The 26,110-nt window shown below is 56.1% G+C and carries 20 protein-coding genes and 1 pseudogene; 7 read left to right on the top strand and 14 right to left on the bottom strand.

Features of this window, described 5'->3' with window-relative positions:
• Positions 1–64: 64 nt before the first annotated feature.
• Positions 65–709 carry an RNA polymerase sigma factor gene (locus tag ACOBR2_RS02815; RefSeq protein WP_420238554.1) on the bottom strand — a complete coding sequence of 215 codons (645 nt, stop codon included), beginning with the start codon at positions 707–709 and terminating at the stop codon, positions 65–67.
• Between the two features lie 466 nt (positions 710–1,175).
• Here ACOBR2_RS02815 and ACOBR2_RS02810 point away from each other — a divergent pair, with 466 nt between their 5' ends.
• Positions 1,176–2,450, top strand: coding sequence for an MFS transporter (locus ACOBR2_RS02810; RefSeq protein ID WP_420238553.1), 1,275 nt, complete (start codon positions 1,176–1,178; stop codon positions 2,448–2,450).
• 634 nt (positions 2,451–3,084) lie between these two features.
• On the opposite strand, the gene ACOBR2_RS02805 is transcribed toward ACOBR2_RS02810, so the two are convergent.
• On the bottom strand, positions 3,085–3,639 hold the full coding sequence (locus tag ACOBR2_RS02805) for a septal ring lytic transglycosylase RlpA family protein (RefSeq protein WP_420238552.1): 555 nt from the start codon (positions 3,637–3,639) through the stop codon (positions 3,085–3,087).
• A gap of 302 nt (positions 3,640–3,941) precedes the next feature.
• On the opposite strand from ACOBR2_RS02805, the gene ACOBR2_RS02800 reads away from it, so the two are divergent.
• Entirely contained in the window at positions 3,942–4,436 is a 495-nt protein-coding gene (locus tag ACOBR2_RS02800) for a lysozyme (RefSeq protein ID WP_420238551.1), read from the top strand.
• Positions 4,437–4,490: 54 nt separating this feature from the next.
• Positions 4,491–4,694 (top strand): superinfection immunity protein, encoded by a 204-nt coding sequence (locus ACOBR2_RS02795; RefSeq protein WP_420238550.1) that lies wholly within the window; start codon positions 4,491–4,493, stop codon positions 4,692–4,694.
• Here the strand turns inward: ACOBR2_RS02795 and ACOBR2_RS02790 are convergent.
• Positions 4,676–4,804 (bottom strand): annotated as a pseudogene (locus ACOBR2_RS02790) (macro domain-containing protein); the annotation flags it as partial. The gene ACOBR2_RS02795 and the pseudogene ACOBR2_RS02790 sit on opposite strands and share 19 nt — an antisense overlap.
• 285 nt (positions 4,805–5,089) lie before the next feature.
• Here ACOBR2_RS02790 and ACOBR2_RS02785 point away from each other — a divergent pair.
• Positions 5,090–6,712 carry a CTP synthase gene (locus ACOBR2_RS02785; RefSeq protein WP_420238549.1) on the top strand — a complete coding sequence of 541 codons (1,623 nt, stop codon included), beginning with the start codon at positions 5,090–5,092 and terminating at the stop codon, positions 6,710–6,712.
• Between the two features lie 213 nt (positions 6,713–6,925).
• Here the strand turns inward: ACOBR2_RS02785 and ACOBR2_RS02780 are convergent, their stop codons facing one another.
• On the bottom strand, positions 6,926–7,885 hold the full coding sequence (locus ACOBR2_RS02780; RefSeq protein WP_420238548.1) for an IS5 family transposase: 960 nt from the start codon (positions 7,883–7,885) through the stop codon (positions 6,926–6,928).
• Between the two features lie 405 nt (positions 7,886–8,290).
• Between ACOBR2_RS02780 and ACOBR2_RS02775 the strand changes: the two genes are divergently transcribed.
• Positions 8,291–9,583 (top strand): glycosyltransferase, encoded by a 1,293-nt coding sequence (locus ACOBR2_RS02775; RefSeq protein ID WP_420238547.1) that lies wholly within the window; start codon positions 8,291–8,293, stop codon positions 9,581–9,583.
• A 54-nt stretch (positions 9,584–9,637) separates the two neighbouring features.
• Here the strand turns inward: ACOBR2_RS02775 and ACOBR2_RS02770 are convergent, their stop codons facing one another.
• The 4 genes from ACOBR2_RS02770 to ACOBR2_RS02755 all read right to left on the bottom strand — a co-directional run bounded on the left by ACOBR2_RS02770 (position 9,638) and on the right by ACOBR2_RS02755 (position 11,845).
• On the bottom strand, positions 9,638–10,291 hold the full coding sequence (locus ACOBR2_RS02770) for a DsbA family protein (protein WP_420238546.1): 654 nt from the start codon (positions 10,289–10,291) through the stop codon (positions 9,638–9,640).
• Positions 10,292–10,359: 68 nt separating this feature from the next.
• Entirely contained in the window at positions 10,360–10,494 is a 135-nt protein-coding gene (locus ACOBR2_RS02765; protein ID WP_420238545.1) for a hypothetical protein, read from the bottom strand.
• Between the two features lie 337 nt (positions 10,495–10,831).
• On the bottom strand, positions 10,832–11,638 hold the full coding sequence (locus ACOBR2_RS02760) for a YncE family protein (protein WP_420238544.1): 807 nt from the start codon (positions 11,636–11,638) through the stop codon (positions 10,832–10,834).
• Complete coding sequence (locus tag ACOBR2_RS02755; protein ID WP_420238543.1) at positions 11,639–11,845, bottom strand: hypothetical protein; 207 nt, start codon at positions 11,843–11,845, stop codon at positions 11,639–11,641.
• 106 nt (positions 11,846–11,951) lie between these two features.
• Between ACOBR2_RS02755 and ACOBR2_RS02750 the strand changes: the two genes are divergently transcribed.
• Entirely contained in the window at positions 11,952–12,641 is a 690-nt protein-coding gene (locus ACOBR2_RS02750; protein WP_420238542.1) for a ribonuclease HI family protein, read from the top strand.
• 127 nt (positions 12,642–12,768) lie between these two features.
• On the opposite strand, the gene ACOBR2_RS02745 is transcribed toward ACOBR2_RS02750, so the two are convergent.
• The 4 genes from ACOBR2_RS02745 to ACOBR2_RS02730 all read right to left on the bottom strand — a co-directional run bounded on the left by ACOBR2_RS02745 (position 12,769) and on the right by ACOBR2_RS02730 (position 23,342).
• Positions 12,769–13,227, bottom strand: a complete 459-nt coding sequence (locus ACOBR2_RS02745; RefSeq protein ID WP_420238541.1) for a hypothetical protein — start codon at positions 13,225–13,227, stop codon at positions 12,769–12,771.
• 134 nt (positions 13,228–13,361) lie between these two features.
• Positions 13,362–20,369 (bottom strand): InlB B-repeat-containing protein, encoded by a 7,008-nt coding sequence (locus tag ACOBR2_RS02740; RefSeq protein ID WP_420238540.1) that lies wholly within the window; start codon positions 20,367–20,369, stop codon positions 13,362–13,364.
• Positions 20,370–21,106: 737 nt separating this feature from the next.
• On the bottom strand, positions 21,107–22,669 hold the full coding sequence (gene zwf, locus ACOBR2_RS02735) for a glucose-6-phosphate dehydrogenase (RefSeq protein WP_420238539.1): 1,563 nt from the start codon (positions 22,667–22,669) through the stop codon (positions 21,107–21,109).
• Between the two features lie 61 nt (positions 22,670–22,730).
• Positions 22,731–23,342, bottom strand: coding sequence for an HAD-IA family hydrolase (locus tag ACOBR2_RS02730; RefSeq protein ID WP_420238538.1), 612 nt, complete (start codon positions 23,340–23,342; stop codon positions 22,731–22,733).
• Positions 23,343–23,422: 80 nt separating this feature from the next.
• Here ACOBR2_RS02730 and ACOBR2_RS02725 point away from each other — a divergent pair, with 80 nt between their 5' ends.
• Positions 23,423–24,169, top strand: a complete 747-nt coding sequence (locus ACOBR2_RS02725; protein WP_420238537.1) for a hypothetical protein — start codon at positions 23,423–23,425, stop codon at positions 24,167–24,169.
• A 172-nt stretch (positions 24,170–24,341) separates the two neighbouring features.
• On the opposite strand, the gene tldD is transcribed toward ACOBR2_RS02725, so the two are convergent.
• Together tldD and ACOBR2_RS02715 are read right to left on the bottom strand one after the other, a co-directional pair.
• Entirely contained in the window at positions 24,342–25,796 is a 1,455-nt protein-coding gene (gene tldD / locus ACOBR2_RS02720; protein WP_420238536.1) for a metalloprotease TldD, read from the bottom strand.
• A gap of 155 nt (positions 25,797–25,951) precedes the next feature.
• Positions 25,952–26,080, bottom strand: coding sequence for a hypothetical protein (locus ACOBR2_RS02715; protein ID WP_420238535.1), 129 nt, complete (start codon positions 26,078–26,080; stop codon positions 25,952–25,954).
• Positions 26,081–26,110 lie beyond the last annotated feature (30 nt).

Raw genomic sequence — 26,110 nt, 5'->3', positions numbered from 1 at the left:
TTCCAACTCATCCAGGCAGGCCTCAGTGGGCCAAACTCTCAACGCCCCGTCATGGGGACCAGTCTTAACGCAATTCCGCGAGCTGGGCCCGCAGTTTTTTGGTTGCCCGGAACAGCGTATTTTTCGCTGTTTCTTCGGTGGTGTTCAACATCTCGCCTATCGTCCGCAGACGCAGTCCCTGATAGTGCTTCAGCTCAAAGACCATCCGTTCCCGCGGCGTCAACTTATCCAGAGCTGCCTGAATCCGCCGCCCCAAAGCCTTCCGCTCCAACTCCCGCGCCGGATTCGAAAACGACCGCGTATCCGATACCGATGCCAGCAGGTCAATCTCTTCGCCCGACTGGTCGGTAATCACCGCATGATCTTCCCGGCGCGTCTTCTTGCGCCGCAGCTGATCCAGGCAAAGATTGGTCACAATCCTGTAAATCCAGGTGTAGAACGAGCATTCGAAGCGAAAATTGCCCAGATACCGGTAAGCCTTCAAAAAGGCCTCCTGATATATGTCCTCGGCGTCGTGCTCCGAACCCGTCAAATGCAACGCCAGACGCAAAACCTGATGCTCGTACTGACGCACCAACGCATCAAACGCCGCCCGCGATCCACCCTGCGCAGCGCGAATCAGCTCCGTCTCGTGCTCACGCGCCTCTGGGCGGTCTTTTGCCCGCAATGCCCCTCGGCCCGCTTCATCGACTACTTTTGCTGCTTCCATACCTGCTGAGGATTGTACCCTCCGGACAGGCCAGACCAAAGCAGCATTCAGGGCCGAAGCTGCGACCCCGCTTCCATCCATCGCCATCCTTGCCCTGCTCTCCGGGAGTGAGAGTCTCTCTGCCCATTCAGACGCAGCCCCTCATTTTTGGTAAGCACTCTTCGTAACCATCTCCGCTGCGGCTTCCCGGCCTCAGCCACAGTTCCGTCAAAACAGCGCCACAACTCGACGGGAGCCCCACCCAAGCCGTGTCTTTGTTTTTGCGGTAAGGGTAAAGCCCCCCACCGAACTTTCCCTACCAATCAACCGCCAACCCGCCAAAATTAACCCACACCTCCGCAATGCCACGATCATGAACTCAGCGGCTGACCCGCCAACTCGCTGACCCGCTGACCTGCTGACTCGCTGTGCAGCTAACCAGCTGAGTTAGCATACAAACAGAATCGCCACCCACAAGGAACACCCATTGAGCACTGAACCCACCCGTCGCCCGCCCTCGTCCTTCTATCGCTGGGCCGTGCTGGTCATGGTCAGCCTGGCCATGTTCGGCAATTACTACGTCTACGACTGCATTGCCCCCATCGCCGACCTGCTTTCCCGGCAGCTGGGCTTCAGCGAGTCCAACATCGGCTTGCTGCAAGCCATCTACAGCATTCCCAACGTCTTTCTGGTGCTGGTGGGCGGACTCATCGTCGACCGCATCGGCGTACGCAAGGCCATCCTGCTCTTTGGCTCCATCTGCCTGCTCGGCGCAACGCTCACCGCTGCCTCCGGCACGCTGGCCCTGATGGCCGCCGGGCGGCTGGTCTTTGGCATGGGTGCTGAGTCGCTGATTGTTGCCGTCACCACGGCGCTCGCCAAGTGGTTCCGTGGCAAGGAACTCAGCTTCGCCTTCGGCATCAACCTGACCATCGCCCGCCTGGGCACGCTACTGGCGCAGCGCTCGCCCACCTGGGCCAGCTTCGCCTATGACAGCTGGCGCAAGCCGCTGATGATCAGCGTCCTCTTCGCCACCTTCTGCGTCACCGGCGCCGTCATCTACTTCGCCATGGAAGTCTTTGCCGAAAAAAACTACGAACTGGGCGATGCCGGCGCTACCGACAAGGTGGTCTTCAAAGACCTCTTCAACTTCGGCACTTCCTACTGGTACATCGTGGGCCTCTGCGTGGTCTTCTACTCCGGCATCTTCCCCTTTGAGACCTTCGCCTACCAGTTCTTCATGGATGTGCACGGCACCACCCGTGAGCTCAGCGGTTCCCTGGTCAGCATCCTCACCATCTTCGCCATGATCGCCACGCCCCTGCTCGGTCTGGCCGTCGACAAGGTCGGCAAACGCGCCCTGCTGATGATGTGCGGCTCAGTCCTGCTGATTCCCGTCTACCTGATGATGGGCTACTCCCACGTCAGCCTCTATGTGCCCATGGCCATGATGGGGCTCTCCTTCTCGCTGATCCCGGCAGTCATGTGGCCTTCGGTCGCCTACATTGTGCCGCAATCCAAGCTGGGCACCGCCTACGGCCTCATGACCATGATCCAGAACATCGGCATGGCCGGCTTCAACCTGATGATCGGCTGGGCCAATGACCACAATCACGCCAGCGCCGCCAACCCCAACGGCTACCGCATGGGCATGTGGATCTTCTCGATTCTGGGCATTGTCGGCATGACCTTCAGCCTGCTCCTGCGCCAGCGCGAAACCGGCTCCCACGGCCACGGGCTGGAATCCATCACCGCAAACTAAACTGCGATCCGGGCAAAGCTCCACCACCACATCCTGGGTGCCCCAGGTCCCGCTTTTGGAACCTGGGAAAGCTGGAAACACACTCTGGGTGCCCCACCGCAAATCTCAGTGGTTGTGTTTTGTAACACGGCCCGACTTTAGTCGGGCCGTAAGTGCTGCAATAGGTGAAGGGCTTTACAGGCTGCGGAAAAACTCGCCTCCGAACGGATTTCTCTTTGCGGAGGGAGCAAGGGCCTTCAGGCCCTTGAAGAACCGATGCGCTAGAGCATTTTCGGAATGACTATAGACCGGAAGTAGGATGCTAAGTGCCTTTTTCCTCAAGAAAAAGGCACCTTGCAAGCCCCTTAAAAAGTCTACGTGCATTCCGAAAATGCGCTAGAGCATCTCTCCTGAAGGTGTAGAGCGAGTTGATCCAGCTTCGTTGACGCGCCCCTCAGGGAGCGGCAACCCTGCACAAAGTTCAACAGGGCACAGCTACTCTGGTTTCGCTTCAAATATCGTCTTTAGGCGCAGCCTTTATCTTGCTCTGCTTGTTTTGGATGACTGCTGGCGAAAAGACTCCCGGGGCTGAAGCCCGCGCCCAAAAAAATGGCCAGCCCTCAGGGCTGGCCATTTTACTTGCACTGGTAAACGATCAGTTGTGTGCCGGGGCTTCTTCCTTGCCCAGCTTCAGAACCACCAGATCTACGGCTGCAAGGCCGTCGTGCGCCATATTGAGCCGCTTGGCAGCCCCATACGACAGATCGATGATTCTTCCCTGATCGACCAGATCGCCACGGTCAGTGATCCGTACTGTCACCGCTCGTTTCGTGGCATGGTTGATGACGCGCACAAGTGTCCCGAAGGGCAGTGTGGGATGGCAGGCGGTCATTGCGTACATGTTGTACTTTTCTCCGCTTGCCGTGTGGCGTCCATGAAATGCCCTTCCGTACCAGGAGGCCAGTCCTTTAAGACGATCTCCTCGCTTAATCGCAGCCTGCTGCGCCAGCTGGGTTGGGGTAGGTCCCAGAACTGGCGATTCAGACTGCAGTACAGGTGCAGAGTGAGTGGTTTCCACATAGGCCTGCACGGTCCGCGTTGAGAACATGACCATGAACGCGGCCAGCGCAACTGACGAGGCGCCCGCCGCAGCAAAAGCATGCTTTGACGTGTGCAGACCCCAATTGCGTAGTATCCGTCGAATAACCATCCTTTCATTTTACCAACTGGATACCTCTTTCCAAAGCTGTTGGCAAAATGGGAACGATATTCCTGTTGAAAAATCAACAGTTTACTCCAAAGGTACAGGCAACCATCTATATATCTTAAACTTAGGTACTGCCCCACTTCTGGTGCAATTCATCCTCCATTCCCCACCTCTTCGCTTCAGGAATACAAAAATTCATGCCCGGCCAGAAAAACAGAAAAAAATGCCGCCCAGTCCCCTTGCAGATCATTCGCCCCCATCTTGCTAGTTTCATCCCAGGGCAATCTCCGCCCGTGGAGGCATCGATGCAACTAAGTCAGGCAGGGCTGGAACTCATCAAACATGCGGAGGGCTTCCGCGGTCACACCTATCTGGATGGAGCCGGACTGCCGACCATCGGCTACGGCCACAGACTCCTTGCGCACGAAGCCTTTCCGCTGGGAATCAATGAAGCCGAGGCCGAACACCTGCTGATCCATGATCTGCAAGTCAGCCTTCTGGCCATTGAGCGCATGGTCAAAGTACCGCTGACGCAGGGCCAATTCGACGCTCTGGTAGATTTCACCTTCAATCTGGGCGCAGAACGTCTGGCCCGCTCCACCCTGCTGCGTGCCCTCAATGGTGGACGCTATCAGGCCGCAGGCGAGCAGCTTCTGCGCTGGGACCTGATTGACGGGAAAGAAAGCAATGGATTGCGCCAGCGCCGCATCACCGAGCTGACTTTGTGGAATCTTCCCGCGCCGAAACCACCCGTCGCAGAATCTGCACCGGAGGCGAAAAACGGAACACAGGCCGCCTGAGCCGTGCCCCATCCTGCGCCGCAACGTCTGCAGAACCAGTAAACTGGAAGCACTGTGCTGAACTTGCTTGGACTTCTTTTTACGCTTCTGGTCTTTGCCGTAGCAGTGGCCGCACTGGCTCTTCCGCCCTGGCTTGCCTACCGGCGTCGCAGCCGCGACACTGTGCTGATCGGTCTGGTCAGCATCTTTCTAGGATGGAGTGTGCTCGGCTGGATCGCTGCTCTGCTCTGGGCGCTCTACGGACCGGCCGCGCGATGAATGGCCCCATCCACCCCTCCGCCGCCTAGCAGCGTCTGGTTAGCAGCATTCACAATCGCATCCACAGCCAGCGTGGTAATGTCGACGCGCTGAATCTCGATCCGTTCCATCGCTTCCTCCCTGCATAGTCTGCTGTTTCCCCTGCCTTCCATCCTTCTCCACCCCGGTTCGCGTCCCGCTGGATGGGCTGGCATGCCGCATATTGCCGGAAAAGGAAAATTTCCATTAACTTTCTATTAACCCACTGAATGCAAAAAGCATACACGCTTTGAAAGCTGCTTTTTCAACCATTTTCCCCCTCTTTTTCTGTTTCCTTCCGATGCAACTCTCTGCCATACTTGATTGTGCCCACCAAGTTTGGCCAACCCCATCAATTCAATCAAGAGGTAGCACAGATGTCGGCAAAGTACGTCTTTGTGACGGGCGGAGTTGTGTCCAGTTTAGGCAAAGGTCTGGCGGCCGCTTCCATCGGCTGCCTCCTCGAAAGCCGCGGATTGCGGGTGAACATGATGAAGTTCGACCCCTATCTGAACGTTGACCCGGGAACCATGTCGCCCTTCCAGCACGGCGAGGTCTTTGTGACCGACGACGGTGCTGAAACGGATCTGGACCTTGGTCATTACGAACGGTTTACCCACTCGCCGCTGACCCGCGACAATAATCTGACCACGGGCCGCATCTACGAGCAGATCATCCTCAAAGAGCGTCGCGGCGACTACCTGGGCAAAACCGTCCAGGTCATTCCCCACGTGACCAACGAGATCAAGGCTGCCATGAAGAAGGTAGCCGCCAACGGTGCCGACGTGACCATCGTCGAAATCGGCGGAACCGTCGGTGACATTGAATCTCTTCCCTTTCTGGAAGCCATCCGTCAGATGCGCCAGGAACTCGGCCGCGAGAACACCGTTTTCATGCATCTGACCCTGGTGCCGTGGATCGCTGCCGCGCAGGAACTCAAGACCAAGCCCACCCAGCACTCCGTTAAGGAGCTGCTCTCCATCGGCATTCAGGCCGACGTGCTCATCTGCCGTTCCGATCGCGAAATCGGCGAAGAGATGAAGGGCAAAATCGCCCAGTTCTGCAACGTAGAACAGCGCGCCGTGATCAATGCCATAACCGTGCCCTCCATCTACGAAGTGCCGCTCGGCTTTGCCAGCCAGGACGTGGATGCGCTGATCCTGAAGTATCTGCACATCGACGCGCCCAACGCGGACCTTTCGCAGTGGAATGCCCTCATCGAGCGAGTGCACAATCCCAAGGACGAGGTCCACATTGCCATCGTCGGCAAGTATGTGGAGTACGAAGACAGCTACAAGTCACTCAAGGAAGCTCTGACCCACGGCGCAATCGCCCAGCACCTGAAGCTCAAGATCAGTTGGATCGAGGCCGAAGGGCTGGAGTCGAAGTCGCCCGAAGATCGCGGCTACGAGGAAAAGCTGAAGGACTACGACGGCATCCTGGTGCCCGGCGGCTTTGGCAAGCGTGGCATCGAAGGCATGCTCAACGCCATCCGCTACGCCCGCGAACACAAGGTGCCCTACTTTGGCATCTGCCTCGGCATGCAGACGGCCTGCATCGAGTTTGCCCGCAACGTCTGTGGCATCACCGACGCCAACTCCAGCGAGTTCGACCCCGCCGGCAAGAATCGCATCATCTACAAGCTGCGTGAATTGCTCGGCGTGGAAGAGATGGGCGGAACCATGCGTCTGGGAGCCTGGGCTTGCCTGCTGGAGCCCGGAACCCTCGCCAGTGCAGCCTACAGCGGCGCTTCCGAAATCAGCGAGCGCCATCGTCATCGTTACGAGTTCAACCGCGAGTTCGAGGCAGCGCTCACCAGCAAGGGACTGCGCCTGAGTGGAACCACGCCGGATCGTACCTACGTCGAGATCGTCGAGATTCCCGACCATCCGTACTTCCTGGCCTGCCAGTTCCATCCCGAGTTCAAGTCCAAACCGCTTGAGCCGCATCCTCTCTTCCTCAAGTTCGTGGAAGCCAGCTACAAAAACCGCACCAAGTAAGTACGTGCAAAGAGAAACTCGTGTGAAAGGAGACAGAGTTTTACCGTTCCACTCTTAGGGAGCCTCTGCACAACCCGCGATTTTGCGGTGTAATTACAATGCAATGGGTTCGGAAGCAGTTATAGCCAGAATTGCGGGTTCAGTTGCATCCAGGCGCGGGCTCTACGTGGTTGTTTTTTGTCTCTGGAGGCCGTTTTCCGGCCTCCAGAGACACTACGCCCCCAGCGCGACCAGCCGTTTGCGATTTTGGTAAAGGTTAACCAGGGCAAAGGCCGCGCAAAGCCACTCGTGGTTCTTCCTTAAGCCACGATAGCGCACCTTGGTAAATCCAAAAACGCGCTTCAGAATGCGGAAACACCACTCCACCTTCGATCTAACTCTGGCCTTGGTCGTATTTTTGCGCTTGGCTTCTTCGTCTACATAATTTTTGAACTTGGTGCGGCGGCTGGTCATATCTTGCGCCCCGGGCGCGGCCGCATGAATTGCCTCGGTTTGTCCTTGATAGTCTGCGTCTCCCCAGACTTTCTTCTCTGCGCCGTGCAGTAAGTCAGGCAGCATATGTTTGTCCGCCACGCTGGCCGCAGAGGTGCAGACTGAGTGCACAATGCCCGACTTGCTATCAACGCCAAGGTGCGCTTTCGCGCCGAAGTACCATTGCTGTCCCTTCCTGGTCTGGTGCATCTGAGGATCGCGCTTGCCGGTCGAGTTCTTCGTCGAACTCGGAGCGTTGATAATCGTTGCATCCACGATGGTTCCCGTGCCGATGCGAATGCCCCGGCTGGCTAGAAAGTGGTTCACCGTATCGAGTATCTGGCCGCATAACTCATGTTCTTCGAGCAGGTGGCGGAAGCGCAGAATGGTGCTTTCATCGGGCGCGGAGGCACGGCCCAGATCAACTCCGGCGAAGCGCCGCAACGCGGGCGAATCATAGAAAGCTTCTTCCATTCCGGGGTCTGAAAAACCAAACCACTGCTGCAAGAAGTACGTGCGGAGCATGATCGACAAGCCTGCTGGTTGGCGGCCGTTGCCAGCCTTGGGATAATGAGGCTCAACCAGCGCCAATAACTCCGCCCACGGCACCACTTGCTCCATCTGATCCAGAAAAAGCTCCCGCTTGCCCTTGCGACCATACTGCTCAAAACTCGCTTGTGACGCCAGTGTTCGTTGCCGCATCGCCCTTGCCCTCTACTTATCATTTTATCCAAGCAGAATGCAGTATTGGGACTTGTGCAGAGTCTCCCTAGAATGTCACCACAATGAGGGTGTCCCACCCTCGCCGCGCCTTTGTTTTTGCGGCTATAGCGGTTCTCCAAGTGCTGTACACCGAAGCCTCTGCAACTGAGTGGTTTTTTCCTCAAGAAAAAGCCACCTTGCACGATCTACAAAGGGCTACACCTATTGGAGAACCGCTCTAGGTGTGAAAACACGAAAAACACTCTTGATTTGCCTGATCAATCGTCGGTCCGTAAGTACTGCAAAATGAGCAGAGAATCCCGCCCCAGAGAATTGAGTTTGCGCGCTTTTCATCGCCCGGGCCGGGGCCTTCGAATAGAGTGGTAAGTGGAGAGGAAGCTGACCTTGCGGATTGTTCTTTCGAATATTGGAACCTTTGGCGATACGAATCCACTGATTGCCATCGCTCTCGAACTCAAGCGGCGCGGGCATGAGCCAGTAATGGCGGTGCCAGAGTTGTATCGGGCAAAGATCGAGCCGCTGGGCCTGGAGTTTCATCCGATCCGTCCCGACATTGATCCAGAAAACACTGCGCTGGCCGAGATGATCTACGACGTGGAGCACGGCACTGAGACGGGTCTGCGCAGGTTCCTTTTTCCCTCACTGAAAGAGACCTACGCCGACCTTCTGGATGCTGCCACGCAGCCCAAGCGGGCTGATCTTCTGCTGCTTGGCGAATTGAATTACGCCGGGCCGATTGTTGCCGAAGTAACAGGCATTCCCTGGGCCAGCTACCTGCTGGCTCCGCTCTCGTTCTTCTCGGCCTTTGATCCTCCGGTGCTGCCCATGTATCCGCGGCTGGCGCGGGCCGACAAAGCAGTTCCCGGCATGGGCCGGGCCATCAAGCGACTGGCACGCTTTGTCAGCCGCAAGTGGCCGGAACCAGTCTACGAACTGCGCCGCGAACTCGGCTTGGGACGCGGATCGAATCCCCTGTTCGACGCCAAACACTCACCCGACCTGGTGCTGGCGCTCTTCTCCCATGTCCTGGGCGAAGAACAGAAGGATTGGCCGCAGAACACGCTGATTACCGGCTTCTGCTACTACGATGCCGATGCCGGCAATGCTAAATTGCCGGAAAAGTTGGAGAAGTTCCTGAACGAGGGCGAAGCACCCATCGTCTTTACGCTGGGTTCAGCCGCCGTGATGGCAGCCGGAAGCTTCTATGAGTACTCGGCGCGGGCGGCCATGCGTATGGGCAAACGGGCCGTGCTGCTGATCGGTTCCGATGAGCGCAACCGGCCCAAGACCAAGCTGCCGGAGTCGATTTGCGTAGCGGAATACGCCCCCTATTCGGCGCTGTTTCCACGGGCTTCGCTGGTGGTGCACCAGGGTGGCGTAGGAACCACGGCACAGTGCCTGCACGCCGGCAAACCCATGCTTATCATGCCCTACTCGCACGACCAGCCGGACAATGCCCGCCGTATGCAGCGTCTGAAGGTCGCCAAGGCCATTCGCAAAAATCGCTACACCCCGCTACGGGTCACGCGCAAGCTGACAAAAATATTGGAGGACAGCAAGTTCCTCCGCCGCAGTGAGAGCGTAGCCCGGCAACTGGCCCGGGAAGACGGCGTAAAAACTGCCTGCGATGCGCTGGAACAACTGCTGAAAAAAAAGCTTTCAACCTCTAGAACTTAATTTGTCGACAAAAAAGGCGTCCAGCAGGACGCCTTTTTGCTTGCTGGCCAAGGCTTACTTGCCGCGTGTGTTGGCGATGGCCTGATCAATGAGCTGATACAGGCGGCTGCGGTCCACCACTTCGATGAACGGCGCACCCTTGGAGTTCGAGGTAACCACCCAGATGGTGGGCGTGTGCTCGATACCGACGCGCTGACCAAGCGCATAGTCCGCCTTGACGCTGGCCGACAGCTTGCCCTGCGGATCAAGCGCGAAGGGCAACTGAACGCCGTGCGAGGTGGCAAACTTCTGCGTGTAGGTCGTTAGCGTAGCCGGCGTATCAATCGAGCGCTGGTTGCCAAAGATGTAGCTGCGGTAATCATCCCCCAGCTTCTTGCTCTTGGCATCGAACCAGCGGGCATTCACCGCCGCCTGAAAGCTCCAGTTGTGGAAGGGCAGCGGAAAATCATGATAGATCAACGGAATATGGTACTTCGCCTCGGCATCGCGCAGCAGCGGATAAGCATTAGCGCAATCCGGACATTCCAGATCGGCAAACTCCACGATGGCCACACGGGCCCCTGCCGGCGGATGCAACGCCGATGCATCGTGAACCGGCGTAGTGGGCGGTGCACCAAACTGGGCATGGGCCATAGCCACACCTCCCAGCAGGACCGCGACTGCCAGTGCCGACAGCACGCCGGCGCAGCTCAGACGATTGCGAAACATACGGGCAAAATTTTGAAACATGTCAGTTGGACGGCTCCCTGCAAATATTGTAACGGGAGTCACTGTGGTTACAGCCTGGAACCGCGCACACTTCCATCGTTTTGATGATGCTGCTGGTCGAGCATCCAGCTGTGCCATTTGTAGTCAGCGTATACAGATCCAGCAAGAACAAGAACTGCAGTAGAAATAAGAAAGATCATCATGGGGGAAGATCTCCATCCATCGGTTGTCGCCGCTATAGGTGCGACACCTCTCCCGTAAACCCTGAGCGAATTTGATGCGGCGAGGTTGCCCTAAATAATTCTAGTGGACAACTGAAAATCCTCTTCGCCCTTCCGTAAAACGGGGAGAAATGTCTTCAGTATCTTTCGAACGAAAAAATCTATATTGAGAGAAAGATAGCATTTTTCAGCGCAAAAAGTAAGAAAAACTTGAGGGGGCTGTCTTGACTATGGAAAAAACTCTTTCCTTGAGCAAGCGCGGAGGGAGCGGGGGCATAAATGCCCCCGCTCCCTCCGCAATGAGTTTCTCAGCAGCCTGTTAGCGCCCCACCACCAAAACGCTAAAGCTGCCCGGAACAACCGCGGCTTTGGGGTTCGGTACTGCGGCCGTGGGAGCAGGCTTCGGCCCCTTTTCCGCCACTGAAAGATAGATGCGGTCCGTAGTCGGATCGTACGTCATCGTCTTGGCACCAATATGGGTGGCCAGCTTGTGCAGCGTCGGATAGCCCGGTGCTGAAGCATCCACCACGGCCAGAATGCCGTCGCCGGACGAAGCAAAAGCCAGCTTGGCCGTCGCGTTCCAGCCAGCCGCATCGGGTCCGTCGCCAATCTCGGCCGTAGCCAGCTGCTTGCCGCTGGTGAAATCAATCACGCTCATCTTGTTGCCGTCGCCAACGGGGAAGATGCGATGGCCGGGCACATCAATGACCATGCCAGTGGGCGATTCGCAACCGGCAGCCCACGTATCCACAACCTTCCGCGCCCGCGTATCGATCTTCACCACCAGGCTCTTGTCCTCGATATTCACAAACAGAGTACCCTGACCGTCCGCCATAGCTGTCTCCGGCTTGCCCGGCAGCGGCACAGTGGAAATCACCTTCCGGCTAACCGGATCGATCACGCTGGCGTCATGGCTACGACCGTTGAAGGCCCAGATGGTCTTCGTCGCTGGCTCGTAAATGATTCCGTCCGGATTGGTGCCCGCCGGAATGCTGGCCACCTTGTCGAGCGTCGCACGGTCAAATACCACCACCGCATTGCCCGCACCATCCGAGATGTAGCCAAGTTTTCCCTCGGGATCGAGCGCAACGCCGTGAGTTCCATGCAGGCCAGTGATTGCACCCACCTACTTGCCCGTGGCAGTATCCAGCACCTCAACCCGAGTTGCATGGGTTACGTAGAGCCGGTGCGCGGGGCCGTCGGCCAGCAGGTAGTCCCAACCGCCGTCGCCGCCAATCTTCCACTGGTCAATCACCTTGTAGCCGCTCTGCGCCTGTGTTGCAACTGCCATCATCGCCAGCGAAAGAACCACACTCAAACCATGCATCTTCAATCTGTTCTCCCCAACAAAATCACGTTGTTTGCCACAATAACAAGCCCAAATGACGATTGAATGAATTCCCACCCACCCTCCCACCCAGCCATTACACTAAAGAGCGATGAATGGAAACCTTTTTGCCCCCGACGACGACGACGCCACCAGCGAACTTTTCACTGCCCACTGCGACGGGGGCTCCCGAGGCAACCCCGGCCCCGCCGGCTTTGGTGCCCTCATTGAGGGTGCGGATGGCCGCACCGTGGCCCGCCTGAGCGAGTTCCTGGGCATTCAGACCAACAACTACGCCGAGTACTCCGGCATGATTGCGGTTTTGCGTTGGGCCATCGAAAACGGCGCACGGCGCGTGGCCGTCGTCTCTGACTCGGAACTGATGGTCAAGCAGATGCAGGGCAAGTACAAGGTCTCCAGCCCTGCCATCAAGCCCCTATGGGAAGAGGGGCGCAAGCTCGTCCGCCAGTTGGACGGTTTCGAGATTCGCCACACCCTGCGCGCCGGCAACAAGGAAGCCGACCGCCTAGCCAATGAGGCCATGGATCGGGGCATGGGAAAGACGACAAGTCCGCAAGCCACCAGCGGGCCAGCAAGTCAGCCTGCAGGCGGCAGTGCATTGCGCGCCCCCGCCGCTCGGCCCTACGGCAAGCTGGAAACCACCGGCCCCGCGCAGGTTCGCCCCGCCACGCCCGACCAGCCCAAAAAACAGATTCTGGAAGGCTACGTGAAAAATGGCGTGGTTCATCTGCTGGAAGGCGAACTGCCCGAAGGTGTTTTTGTGAAGATCGTGCGGGAGTAATTGCGGGGAGCATCGGGTTTTCTGTTTCTGGTCAACCATCCAAACTGAAATACGCAACGTCAAAGGCCTCTACTGTGCTTGAAGCACAGTAGAGGCCTTTGACGTTGCTCACATGCTGGCGTACAAATTAAAAATGCAGGATCGCACCAGCTCCAAGTCGCAGGTGGTTTTGCATATTATCCCCTGCATTCGGCAGTTGCGTACGTACCCAGCTTGCCTCCAGCGCTCGTACAGCAAAGCGAGAGTTCTTCAAGGGAACATTAACGCCCCCACCCAGATTGAGTGCCATGCTGTAAGCCGAGCTATTCGCTCCACTGGAAGTAGTAAAAACGCTATGAAAGCCATTGGCCTCGCCCACCAGTCCCTGACCATAAATCTCAATACTGCGATGCGGCAGCCGACAGGTATAGCGCGGTCCAAAAACCGTTGTCAGCAGATCAATGCCAACACCTGAGCCGCTCATATTCCCCTTGTGCCCTCCTGCCACATCCGCAACCACACTGAATCCCTTCCAGAAATCTCCCTGCAGCTGAACGCTGCCGCCCTGCATCCAAAAATCATCTTTTGCAACGGTGTTGGCAAGCACGCCATTGTAGGTAATTGCAACGCTCAACCTTCCCGCATCCTTGGGAGGCAGAGTTTTGCTCTGCCCCCAGGCTGCGGATCCTACCAAAAGACATGCCAAAAACAAGAGTTTCTTTTCGCGCATGATTTCCCTCTTTACTCCACAGTCAATGAAAGAGTTTCCGTCTGCGACAACGTGCCCGCAGATACAGTTGCCGTGATGGAATAAGACTGTTGCGTCTGCGTCATGTACCCTCCGCTGCAACCCGTCAATCCAATACCAAGACCCAGGGTCGTAACTGCCAGAAGCGCAATAAGAATCATGCGACTCAGATTCTTACCCGCCCTGCGTACACGGCCCAACAAAGGCATCAACAAAAACGCCAGCGAAATCGGAATCAATGGTTTCATGCTGCAATGCGTAAACGAAGCACTGCCCGAATTTGCTGGAAGCATGATATTGATTTGAACATTTCCACTCAAGCTGGACCCGGCGGGCAACGTCCAGCTCGTATCCGAGGTTTTGTTCCATGTGGACGGAAGAACAGAAACAGTCGCATCAGAAGGCAAGCCCGAAAGACTCAGCTTCAGATCCACAGGCAACGTGCTGCTGCTGGACGTAATTGGAAATTCAAACGATGCAGTTCCGCCAGCCTCAACAACCTGGGATGCTCCGCTGCTGGAGTTGCTGCTCCCACTTCCTCCCGAAGCTGTGCCAAGCGTGAACGCAACAATCGTTTCAGTCAGAGATGAGCTCTCCGACAGAAAATTCCCATCGCCAGAGTAGTTGGCATAGATCGTATGCGTTCCAGTACTCAGGCTCGACGTTGTCAGTTCTGCAACTCCACCACTTACACTTACGGTCCCCAGCGAGGTTGAGCCATCGTAAAACGTGACTGTTCCTGTGGGCGAACTGACCGATGAAGTGACCGTCGCGGTAAATGTCACCTGATTCTGAGACACCGCCGTGCCGGAGCTGCTTCCAACGCTGTGCGTCGGTGCGATCTGATTTACCACCAGAGATACACTCTGCGTCTCAATGTTGATATAGTCCGTGCTATCCGATGGCGTAAACGAAGCGGTAAGGGTCCACGAGCCGGCAGGTAGAACAGCACTGTTCGTTACTGTCTGCTTGGAGCCCGACGAAGAAGTTGCCGTATAGCCAAATGAGCCCGCCACCGTCGAAGAATTATAAGTAGCAGTCGCATTCAGCACACCCGACAGGTTTGTTCCATAGTTGATCGTCGACGGCTTGCTCCAGGAAATCTGTGGCATGTCCTGACTTACCACCAGCGTCACACTCGCCGTCCCATTGCTGACGTAGTCCGTCGTATCACCCGGCAGGAATGTCGCGGTAAGAGTCCACGTACCAGCTGTTAAATCCGTACTACTGGTTACGGTCTGTCCAGAACCACTGGCAGATGCCCTCTTCGTAATCGTTGGCGAGCTTGTGTTCGATTGCACTGCCACATAGCTGAATGTCCCCTGCACCGTGTTCGAGTTATAAGATGCGGTCGCATTCAGAACATTGGCCAGACTGGTTCCATACACAATCGAGGAAGGCTGGCTCCACGCAAGCGTCGGATTGATCTGTCTAACAGTCAAAGGTACGGACGCCGTCTGGTTATTCACATAGTCCGTCGTATCGCTCGGGCTAAATGTTGCCGTCAGCGTCCATGAGCCGGCGCTCAGAACCGTGCTGCCCGTAACCGTCTGCACCGCTCCGCTGGACGACTTTGCGATGTAAACCATGGTCCCATTCAGCGCAGATGAGTTATACGCGGCCGTCGCATTCAGCACCCCGGTAAGGCTCGTTCCGTAGTTGATCGTCGAAGGCTGACTCCAGAAAACTACCGGCGTCGCCTGGGTAACCGACAACTGAACAGAAGCTGTCCCACCCGAGGTATAGCCAGAGGCACTCGAAGCGAAAGTGGCAATCAGCGTCCACGTATCCACCGCAAGCACCGTGCTACTGGTAACCTTCTGCGGAACGCCACTCGATGACGTCGCAGCATAGGTAAACGATCCACTTACGGCCGAATAATTGTAGGATGCCGTCGCATCCAGCAAATTTGCCAGACTCGTCCCATAGGTAATCGACGACGGCTGACTCCACGCAAGTGTTGGCGACACCACAACGGGCGCGCTTACTGTAAGCGAGACCGTTGCCGCACTGCTCGTACCCTCGCTGTTCGTTGCCGTAAAGGTAAAGCTATCGGTGCCGGTATAGCCGGTATTGGGCGTGTAAGTCAGGCTTGGTGCCGTCCCGGAAAGGGTTCCGTCCGCTGGCGAACTCACTACCATAAATGAGGTGGGAGAATTTGTGCCCGTAAGGGTAATGGCCTGGGCCGTGTTTTCCTGCACACTTACAGTTTGGGCATTCGCCACAGGCAACAAAGAAGTCGAAGTACTGGTTACCGTCAGGACAAACGCGCCAAAGTTCAGCGACGTATACGAAGACCCAGAGGCCGGGACATACGTTGCCGTATACGCGTGCGTTCCAACCGTAAGATCGGCTGCGGGAACCGTCACGGACGTAAGTCTGTTTCCGCTCGTGATGGTTTCCGAAGCTACCAGGGTCGATTCCTCATAAATCTCAATCGTTCCCGTGGGCATGGAGTTCTGGTAGTAAGTGAGCGTTCCTGCTTCCACCGGAGAAACCACGTTTTGCAGTACAGCCGTCAGGGTATAGCCGTTGGCCGCAGCAGAGGACGTGATTGAATCCGAGTTATAGGTGGTTGCAGCGCCCGCCGAGGTCAAATCTCCCGTCAGATACACAAAGGGAGCGTTGGCCGAATTGAGCTGACCGCAATCGTAGTAATCCGTAGTGCTGGTATCCGAAATACTGTTGGTTACAGCGATCGAATCCGCGCTATTTGCCACAAGCAGTGAAGCAAAATTCACATTGCCCGGACCATACGTGAAGGTATCGTCAAAGAAATTAGCGCTGGTCGTACTCCCTTCCTTGAATTCGTTAGACGAACTCGTCTCACCGACAAAGTCCACGCTATCTAAGGTCACAATTGCCGGGTAATTATACGGGCTTGTGTCGTACCCGATAATCGTGCTCTTGTGCGCCGATGTATAGATCGTCTTTGTGACATTGCTGAAGATGATGTCATGGAAGTCTGGAATCAACGAACCTGTACCACTGCTGTAGTACGGATTGATGACGATGGTGTCGCCACCATTCTTGATGCAGACGTCCTTGTAGAGGATATTGTAGACCGCACCTCCACGGCTCGAATCAGACTTAATGCGCAACGAATTTACCGACGACCCGCCAAAGCCATTATCGATAACATCGTTTTTGACAATCATGTTGTCGAAGCCATCGTTCGTTTCGCTGCCCACGGAAACGCCATGACCACTGTAGAAGTAGTTATCACTGACCGTAAAATTTTCTTCGCGGCCAGAGTCTGCCTTGGGTGAAACCCAATCGTCTCCATCAGAGATGTAAGACTTGGTAATCGTGACATTGCTCGATCCGGAAGGATCAATACCGTCCGTATTCGGGCTGTCTGGCGGAGCATAGATCTTTACTCCCCATGCCGTCCAGTAATTACCCACGCCCGACACATGAAACTTAGGAGAATTCCTTAGCGTAACCTTGTAAATCGTGAAGTAATCCGCAGGATCGCCCGAGGCATGATCTCCCAGGTAAATCAGACGCGGACGCGTGTCGGATCCAGTCGCCCAAAAAGACTCACCTTTATCGGTAAGTGAGGTGCCGCCTCGCCCATCAATTGTGCCCAGGCCCATGATTGCGGAGCCCGTTGACGAACTCGTGTTCGGCGCAATTTCAATCAGCGGGTTGCACCAACTCTCCGACGTATTGCAGCTATAGTCTGCATACTTGATCGACCCCAGAATGGTAACTTCCGGATCAATCAACATCGTCACACCTGTCGGCAGCGTAATCGGACCAATGACAAAGGCATTGTAGTCATTCCCGTCGTTGCTTCGGGAAAACTCGACCGCTTCTCCTGCAGTACAGGCATTCAATGCACTCTGGACCGCACTTGTATCTTCCATGGAAGAATCGTTCGGCGTGGCCACGGTTCTGGTGGCATAGAGTTTTGTGCAAATGATTGCCGGATAGACTGGTTCAGTTACCGTTCGAGTGGAGTCACCCGTAATTGTGTAATTATTACTGCTTGTTGCATAGGCAGTGGTCCAACTGGGAGCAAACGACGCATTCGCAGTCATACTGCTCGCCGTTAGAATGATTGTCTTGGGATTCTCGCTTCCGTTGACGCTACCATTCCACTTCTCAAACATGTAGCCAGAATTAGGAGTCGCCGTCACGGTAACTTTGCTTCCGCACAGCATCGAAGCAGAAGTCGGAGTTACCGATCCATTGGAACCCGCAGCCACTGTCAGCGAGCAGATGGAACCGGTGCCAAAGTTGGCGGTAACTGACATATTCGTACTCAGGGTCAAAGAGTGGGGATTGTCCACCCCGGTGTAATCTCCACTCCATCCGGTGAAGGCAGCCCCTGTTGCTGGCGTCGCGCCCAGACTCACCGTGCTTCCGCAGACAACTGTCTCCGTAGCTGGGGTTACAGTTCCAGAACCGGCCACCGCCGTGGTCAGTGTGCATTGCTGCGCGTTGACAAAATTGACAGTAATGTTGGCATTTGAATTCAACGTAAACGTGTAGGGATTGGAGGTGCTCGATACGTCGCCGCCCCAGCTTGCAAATGTGTACCCCGTGGAAGGTGTCGCAATCAGCTGCACCGATGTCCCACAGGTATACGTCGAGCCTGAGACCACAGATACAGTGCCACTACCCGTGACCGTATACGTAATCGAGCATGTGGCTGCCGTTGTAAAGTTGGCCGTCACCGTATGACTCGCATCCATCACAATGGATACGGGGTTCACCGTGCTATTCGCCGAAGAAATCAGCGAAGTCGTGTCCCCACTCCAACTGCTGAAGGCATAGCCTGTTGCCGGAACTGCTGTAAGCAGAACAGCCGTTTTGGCCGAAATCGAAGCAATCGATGGATTGCTGGTTATCGAACCTGCGGACGTACTTCCATCCGTGCTGCTTGTGGCTGTGGTCAAAGTATAAGTGGCGGGAACTGTCTGCGTAGCTGGCGGAACACTGATGACAGATTCCGCCAACGCGTTGGCAGTAGCAGACCACCCCATCGTCGTGGCACCTGGGCTTGCAACAAGTTCAGTGCTGCTGCCGCCCGTGCCCACAGTTGAGTTCCCCGTCCAGGACAGCGTCTGGCCGTTGTTTACCGCCAGCGTCTCCACTTCATTGTCAGAGGCAACACCCACTAACCAGGCGTTGCTGCTCAGCGTCGTAATCGCTACATTCAGTGAGCATGTACTGCTCCCACACGTAGCCGCGCTCGTAGCCACAGCTTCCGGCGTTCCCTGATTGGCATTGAACAGCGTGATTGCACCCGCTGAAATTCCACCCACAGAGCCGGTCAACTCCACATCCACCGTATAAGTTCCCGCAGTCGATGGCAGTTCCGCATCTGTCAGATAGAACAACTGGGTTTGCGCCATTCCCGTCGTTCCAATGTACTCCTGCGAATTAGGTACGGGCGTAGCATAAACACCGTTGTAGTACACCCCGGTGACCGTCGCATTGGCATCCGGACTTCCGGTTGTGCTGTCCGCCGTTGCCACCTCGATCACCATAAAACGCGACGATCCGCTGCCCAACGTATGCGTCCACGTCAACGACGAAGCCGACCCCGTGGAGTTTGCGTTGCTTACCGCGTCCTGCACAATCGTCGAAGCATTAAAGGTGGCTGTAATGTTCAGATTGCTTGTTACAGTCACCTGCAGGATGCTGCTTGAATTCGTTACCCCGCCGGAATAGCCTGCAAAATAATACCCGCTGGCTGGTGTAGCCGTCAGCGTCAATACTGCTCCTGAAGGATACGTACCATCACTGTTGGCAGTCACCGTCGAGCTTACGTTGACCGAACCCGACCCACTGGTCGTAATGCCCACTGAAAACCCGGAGACAAAGGTAACTGTCTCGATTGTATTTGCAGTTAGAGTAAAGCTTCCAGTGCTGCTGGTTGTGCTGGCATATCCGCTTCCTGCCCAGCTTTCAAAGTAATAGCCACTGGACGGTGTAGCCGTCAGACTTACCGTCGAGCCGCAGGCATAGGAGCCGCTGGAAGGCGTTGCGCTTCCATTGCCAACCACATTCACGGTAAGTGTGCACATATTCTGGCTAAAGTTGGCCGTTACTGTTGAATTGGCTGAAACAGTAAAAGAATATGGGTTGGCGCTGCTCAAAACATTGTTATTGCCGTCCGTAAAATTTGTGAAGCTATAGTAAGACGCCGGTGTGGCCGTTGCCTGCACCGCAGTGCCCGAAGCGTACGAACCACCGCTCGGCGAAAGCAGGATGTTTCCCCCAGTGCTGGGGCTTACTGAAGTCGTCACCGTGTAGTCTGTGGGGCCTGTAAATGCTGCCACGGCATATGCCCCTCGCGACACATTTGCGTCTGTCCATCCAGTGGTGACACTACCAGCGGCTGAAACGATTTCATAACTTGTTCCACCGGCAATTCCGCCCGACGTCAGGTTTTCATCCGTCAGCAGTGTCTGCCCGGATTCAACAGCAATCGTCTTTCCTGCTGATCCCAGTGTGTATCCACCCGCCAGGGAATCGACGATCAAATCTCCGACCGACCTGCTCGCCAGAATTACTGTAAGTCCTGCCGAAAAATCGCTCCCTGTATAGTTCTCTCCGCTTGCAGCGGGACCGGTTTGCGCCACGCCTGCATAGGACGAGCAACTAGCCGCTATACCTCCGGTGGGAGCCGACGCAAGCGAGACAGAAACAGCCTGTACGCCAGAGAGCGAGCCGATCGTGTTGTCATCGAGATAAAACATCTCGGTCTGTATCTTGCTGGTCTTGGATGTTGTTGGATACAACGCACCACTAATGGCGGTCATCCCAATGCCGCCATAGGTGACAGTTGGTGTGTCCAACGCCAAGGCTGCGGTGTAATCTGCAATTTGCACACTGCACACCACCAGCCGATTCGATCCTGTGCCGAGCGTATGCGTAAAGCTCAGAGCGGTTGCGCCAACTGTAGCGTCTGTGCCGCTTGCCGAGTCGAAGGTAATCGAGGCATTTGCAGGCAGCGCCAGAAAGAATCCCGCGAGCAGCAGCAAGACGGAAAACCGCTGGAATGCACCCCTGATTTGCGCTAATTTTGTTTGGACACTTATGACAGCAGAAGGATAAACAGCATAGCCCAGCTTCATGCTTTGTTCCTCTCCAGATTGTTTCCTGATTGGGCGCATCCACAAAAATTGCTTCAAAAAAATATCTAGAACTCTACCGTTCCTGCGGATGCACTGCGCGTGCAATGGCCTTGTACGCGGATTCGTGCAACCTTCTACTCGTTACCTAAGTTTCTTGTCAATTATTTTTTAACATTTTCTAATCAAATCGGTTTACCTAACCAATTCACGCATCCTCCGTCAAGCACGCACCATAATGTGACACGAGCGCCGCGGGTATTTGTTTCGTTATCGTGCAACCTGACTCGGTCAAGTCAACGGTAAAACCTCTAATGAAAGTGTTTATATGAATAGTCAAAACAGCTTAACTCGAATTCGAGCTGGCCAGAGGAAAAACTCACGATGCTGGACTTTGCATTTCTAAAGTTATCGCTATCTATCTTCAGGTAACTGCCGACCTGTGAGAAACACACGGCAATCTGTCTACCGGTCTCTGTAATAACTAAGGTCCACACAAGACAGAGGTCTGCGAAACAGGACGAAGACAGAGCATAGAATGCTCTGCCTTCGTCCTGTCTTTTTGCAGAAAATAACTCTTTTTCTTGCCAGATCAACACCCCGGACCAAGAACATTGGCGGGGTGAATCTGAGGTTACTCAGACCCCTCAGCTACGCTTGCCCAGATCATTACGCCAGACGCGACCATCACGTTCAAGCAAGTGATCGGCGCACTCCGGGCCCCAAGAACCGGCAAAGTAGTTGGGAAATACTTCGGGCTTTTTAGATGCCCAGGCGTCAAGAATGGGCGTGTAAAGGTTCCAGGTGGTTTCCACGCCGTCGCGATGGCTGAACAGCGTCTGATCACCAAGCATGGCGTCGAGCAGCAGACGTTCGTAGCCGTTGGCGTTGGATTTGCCGAAGGCGTCTTCGTAATCAAAGTCCATGTTCACCGGGCAGACGGCCATCTCCGGCGTGGTGGGAACCTTGGCGCCAAAGCGCAGTGAAATTCCCTCATCCGGCTGGATGCGAATGGTCAGCAGGTTCGGCTCAATCACAGGACAAACACCCGCGCCCTGCAACTGATTGAAGATGAGCAGCGGCGGCTGCTTGAATTGGATGGAGATTTCCGTGGCGCGCTTGCGCAGACGCTTGCCGGCACGCAGATAGAAAGGCACACCCGCCCAGCGCCAATTTTCGATTTCCAGCTTCAGTGCAGCATAGGTCTCGGTGCCCGACTCGGGGCTAACCCGCTCTTCCTCGCGATAGCCAAGTACATGCTGGCCGTTGACCACGCCCGGACCGTACTGGCCACGCACCGCATTCAACACCGGAATAGGTGGAATCGCCTTCCAGACCTTCAGCTTTTCGCGGCGAACGCTCTCAGCCTCAAAGCTAGAGGGCGGCTCCAGCGCCACCAGGCTCACCAACTCCATCATGTGGTTCTGCACCACGTCGCGCAGGGCTCCCGCCTTCTCATAGAAAGGCCCGCGACCCTCTACACCAAGGGTTTCGGCGGCCGTAATCTGAATATGGTCAATGTAGTTGCGGTTCCAGATGGGTTCAAAAATGCCATTGGCGAAGCGGAAAACGAGCAGGTTCTGCACCGTCTCCTTGCCCAGATAGTGATCGATGCGGAAGACCTGGCTCTCATGGAAGACGGCGTTCACACGACGATTCAGCTCGCGGGCCGAGGCCAGATCGTGACCAAAGGGCTTTTCAATCACCACGCCCGCGCGGCCACACATGGGATGCGCCATGCCCTGCGCGCCCAGATTCTCCACAATTCCCGCAAAGAACTCCGGCGCGGTGGCCAAATAGTAGAGCCGGTCGCCGCACAGGCCACGGTCTTTTTCAATCTTTTCCAGTTCGGCTTCCAGACCGGCATAGTCCGCCGGATCGTCGAACTTCAGCGCGTAATAGCGAATGTGGCGGACGAACTCGTCCAGTTCCGGATCGTCGGCCTTGGCGTCACCGAATTCCAGAATGCCTGCCCGCATATCCTCGGCAAACTCCTGGCCAAGCGGACGCCGGGCCACGCCCACAATAGCGTATTGCTTGGGCAGCAGATGGGCCTTCCACAGATGGTAGAGCGCAGGCAACAGCTTGCGCTTGGTCAGATCGCCCGACGCTCCAAAAATCACCAGGATTCCCCCCTCGGGAATCCGTTCCTTGCCCTGCGGCACATGCGACAAATCTTCCGGCCGCACATTCATCTGGATCGTCGTCATCTATCCCTCCACTGCTGTAGACGCGGTTTACTCCGCCGCGCGCTCGATTACCATTCCACGCTTACAGTATGCCCATCCCGGTCAATTCACGCCGCAACTGCGCAGCGTTTTCATACAGCATGGCCTGCAAACCCACAAAAGCCGCCGTGTCCACGTTTTCCTGCCGGTCGTCGATCAGCAACACGCGATCCGCCGGAATGCCCAGTATATCGAGGGCGCGGTGGTAAACCGCCGGATCCGGCTTGCGCAGTCCCAGATAGCTCGACGTCAGGCGCAGACGCAAAAAACGGCCCAGTTGAAAGCGCCGGAACCGGTATTCATTGGTTTCACGCGGTTCATTGTTGAGCGAACCGAGCAGATATTTGTTCGATGCGGCAATCTCCTCAAGGATTCCAATGGCTCCGCCTTCAAGCAACTGGGAACGCTCGCAAATGGCCAGAAAGAAAGCCTCACTGCGAAAGGATCGGGGCGTATGAAAAACCGTGGCTTCCAGGTACTGGTCCACCGTTATCTGGCCTGTATCCCATTGCGTATACACTTCCTTGTGCCGCGCCTCGAATTCGTTCTGATCCAACTCGAAGTGTTCCAGAACGGCTGTCCGGTCCCGCAGGTCCCAGCCGTTGGTCAGCAACACCCCGCCCACATCGAACAGAATTGCTTCCACACCCGCCATTGATTTCTCTACTCGCTTTCTCCGTGCCGCCAACTCTTTCCCATTTTTCGTGTCTATACCCACAGGAGTAGAGATCAGCCGTGCACACCGTTACACTTCGGATTCTTTCGATCCTTGCAGCCCTGGCTTCTCCCGCCTTGCTTGTGGCCCAGTCGGCCAGCTTCCAGCTTGTCTTTCACGGCCAGAAGGCTGGTTCAGCCAGCTACCGTATTTCTCCTACCCAGTCAGGCTTTGACAGCAAAACCATGATTCGCGTCTCCACCCCGGGGATCGATTACGCCCTCAGCAAAACAGAGCAACTCACCCCTGCCCGCCAACTTGTTCATGCCGACCTGAATGCGGTCGTCAACCAACAGGCGGTTCACGTTATCGCTGCCACTGAAGATGCAACACTCCATCTGAAGGTATCGGCTGGCGGACGAACAACATCAACCGATTTAGTCAGTTATCCGCAAGCTGTCCTGCTGCCGGATTTCGACCCGGGAGCGCTCGAAAACCTGCTTCAACTGGCAGCAGCGCACAACAACCGCGACCTGTGGGCAATTCTTCCCAAGCAAGCCGGATCCCTGGAAGCCGTACAGCTGGCTACCTGTTCTGACGAAAGTGGAACGCTCGAAGGACGCACTATCGCCGTCCACCATCTGATCGCCACCATTGCCGGAGCGAAGGCCGATCTGTTTTCTGGTCCCGAAAATCAGCTTTTGCAGGCGGAACTGCCGCAACAGGGCTTTGCTTTGGTCCGCACAGGGTTTGTATTGACCCCTCCGGCCAAGCCCATTGTTCCACCCAGTACAGACGAGGGCGCTTCCTCAACGCCACAGCCGTAGCTTGAACACACTACTGCCACGGGCGGAACAGCTTTACCCAGTCTTCCAGCCTTTGTGAATCTATTCAAGCCCACCCGGCGTTTTTTCGCAATCCGGGTGGGTTTTGGCGCGGAGGAACACAAGTAAGCGCCGATGAGGCTGAAAAAGCTGAACAAACCCCGTGCGACTCTCCTCAGCGTCCCGTGCCGCCCACCGTCATTTTGTCCAGCTTGATGGTGGGCATACCCACGCCCACCGGCACACTCTGCCCATCCTTGCCGCAGGTGCCGATCCCTTCATCCAGCCGCAAATCATTGCCCACCATGGAAACGTACTTCAGTGCCTCTGGCCCGTTGCCGATCAGCGTCGCATCCCGCACCGGAGCCGTAATCTTTCCGTCCTCGATCAGATAGGCTTCAGAGGCTGAAAAAACAAACTTTCCGTTGGTAATGTCCACCTGGCCGCCGCCAAAGTTGACGGCGTAAAGGCCGCGCTTGACCGAGCGCAGAATATCTTCCGGCGCATCGTCGCCGGCCAGCATGTAGGTGTTGGTCATGCGGGGCATGGGGATGGCCTGATAGTTCTCCCGTCGGCCAGAACCAGTGGAAGCCGTGCCCATCAACCGGGCTGAGAGCTTGTCGGTCAAATAGCCCCGCAGAATGCCGTTTTCAATCAGCACTGTCTCATGCGTGGGCGTACCTTCATCGTCAACGTTCAACGAACCGCGGCGGCCGGGAATTGTGCCGTTATCCACCACTGTAACCTTGGAACTGGCCACCGATTGACCGATCAAACCGGTGAAAGCCGAGGTCTTTTTACGGTTAAAGTCGGCTTCCAGGCCGTGGCCAACGGCTTCATGCAGCAGAATACCGGGCCAGCCGGGACCAAGCACCACTTCCATCTCGCCTGCCGGAGCCGGAACCGCCTCCAACTGCAGAATCGCTCCGCGCACGGCCTCTTTCGCTAGAACCTCAGGGCTCTTGCTGCCCAGGAACTGCTCAACGCCCGCACGGCCTCCGCCACCCGCCGACCCCTTGGTGGTGGTGTCGTTTTCCTGCGCCAGAACAAAAACGTTCAGGCGGCAAAGTGGCTGGGTGTCGCTAGCAAAAGCGCCGTCGCTGGCCGCGATCAACACCCGGCGCAGCTCTTCAGAGTAGCTGGCACGCACCTGCGTGATGCGGCTGTCAAAGGCGCGGGCAGCCCGGTCAGCGCGCAGAATCAGATCGAGCCGTGCAGCCAGATCCAGCGAGTAACCGCCCAAAGGAACGGGGTAAAGATCGGCAGTCGGGGCCTGGGTAAAGCCTGCCACCGTCTGCTTTGCCGGGCCGGAAGCAATCAGGGCCGCAGTGCGGGCAGCATGCAGCAGCCGCTCGGGGCTCAGATCGTCGGTATAGGCATAGCCGGTACGTTCGCCAGAGAGCACACGCACGCCACAACCGGCGCTGGTGCCCGTACTGGCTGACTTCACAATCTGCTCGTCCACGCCCAGCGCCGTAGCCGTGACCGACTCAAAATAAAGGTCAGCGTAGTCGCCACCGACGGAAAGCGCCTCACCCAGGCAGCGCTCCAACAGCCGTTCGGTAATGCCAAACTTTTCGAAAAAATAGCGACGATGATCGAGCTGCGGTACAGCGGCCGGTTGAGTCATGGTTGCTCCAGTGTACGACGGCAGGGAGTGGCGCACCGAGGTGGAACAATGTCCGCAAAGGTTTCCTATTCTGATGCCGTTTGGTAGACAAAGCGGCAGAAGAGCAGCCTTAACATGCTAAAGTTTTTGCCATGAACAAGATCATCACGTCCACATTATTGCTGGCCCTGTGCGCCAGCCCTGTCTTTGCCGCTCGCCATCATGCCCACCATACTTCCCCGGCTGTCCAGCACACCAATGTGCATCACGTACATCACCTCGTAAAAAAGAACCACAAACATCATCACAAGGCGTAAAAATTTCTTTTAAACAGG

Origin of the sequence: Telmatobacter bradus (assembly GCF_048629425.1) — a bacterium.
GTDB classification, from domain to species: Bacteria; Acidobacteriota; Terriglobia; order Terriglobales; family Acidobacteriaceae; genus Telmatobacter; species Telmatobacter bradus.
The sequence above is the reverse complement of the archived record's forward strand: the minus strand, read 5'-3'. Positions and strand labels throughout refer to the sequence as shown.

What these genes read in the sequence shown, in the direction of transcription:
- ACOBR2_RS02815 (WP_420238554.1), bottom strand. Translation starts at nt 709, where the DNA reads ATGGAAGCAGCAAAAGTAGTCGATGAAGCGGGCCGAGGGGCATTGCGG.
- ACOBR2_RS02805 (WP_420238552.1), bottom strand. Translation starts at nt 3,639, where the DNA reads ATGGTTATTCGACGGATACTACGCAATTGGGGTCTGCACACGTCAAAG.
- ACOBR2_RS02800 (WP_420238551.1), top strand. Translation starts at nt 3,942, where the DNA reads ATGCAACTAAGTCAGGCAGGGCTGGAACTCATCAAACATGCGGAGGGC.
- ACOBR2_RS02785 (WP_420238549.1), top strand. Translation starts at nt 5,090, where the DNA reads ATGTCGGCAAAGTACGTCTTTGTGACGGGCGGAGTTGTGTCCAGTTTA.
- ACOBR2_RS02780 (WP_420238548.1), bottom strand. Translation starts at nt 7,885, where the DNA reads ATGCGGCAACGAACACTGGCGTCACAAGCGAGTTTTGAGCAGTATGGT.
- ACOBR2_RS02770 (WP_420238546.1), bottom strand. Translation starts at nt 10,291, where the DNA reads ATGTTTCGCAATCGTCTGAGCTGCGCCGGCGTGCTGTCGGCACTGGCA.
- ACOBR2_RS02765 (WP_420238545.1), bottom strand. Translation starts at nt 10,494, where the DNA reads ATGATGATCTTTCTTATTTCTACTGCAGTTCTTGTTCTTGCTGGATCT.
- ACOBR2_RS02750 (WP_420238542.1), top strand. Translation starts at nt 11,952, where the DNA reads ATGAATGGAAACCTTTTTGCCCCCGACGACGACGACGCCACCAGCGAA.
- zwf (WP_420238539.1), bottom strand. Translation starts at nt 22,669, where the DNA reads ATGACGACGATCCAGATGAATGTGCGGCCGGAAGATTTGTCGCATGTG.
- ACOBR2_RS02730 (WP_420238538.1), bottom strand. Translation starts at nt 23,342, where the DNA reads ATGGCGGGTGTGGAAGCAATTCTGTTCGATGTGGGCGGGGTGTTGCTG.
- tldD (WP_420238536.1), bottom strand. Translation starts at nt 25,796, where the DNA reads ATGACTCAACCGGCCGCTGTACCGCAGCTCGATCATCGTCGCTATTTT.
- ACOBR2_RS02715 (WP_420238535.1), bottom strand. Translation starts at nt 26,080, where the DNA reads ATGATGTTTGTGGTTCTTTTTTACGAGGTGATGTACGTGATGCACATT.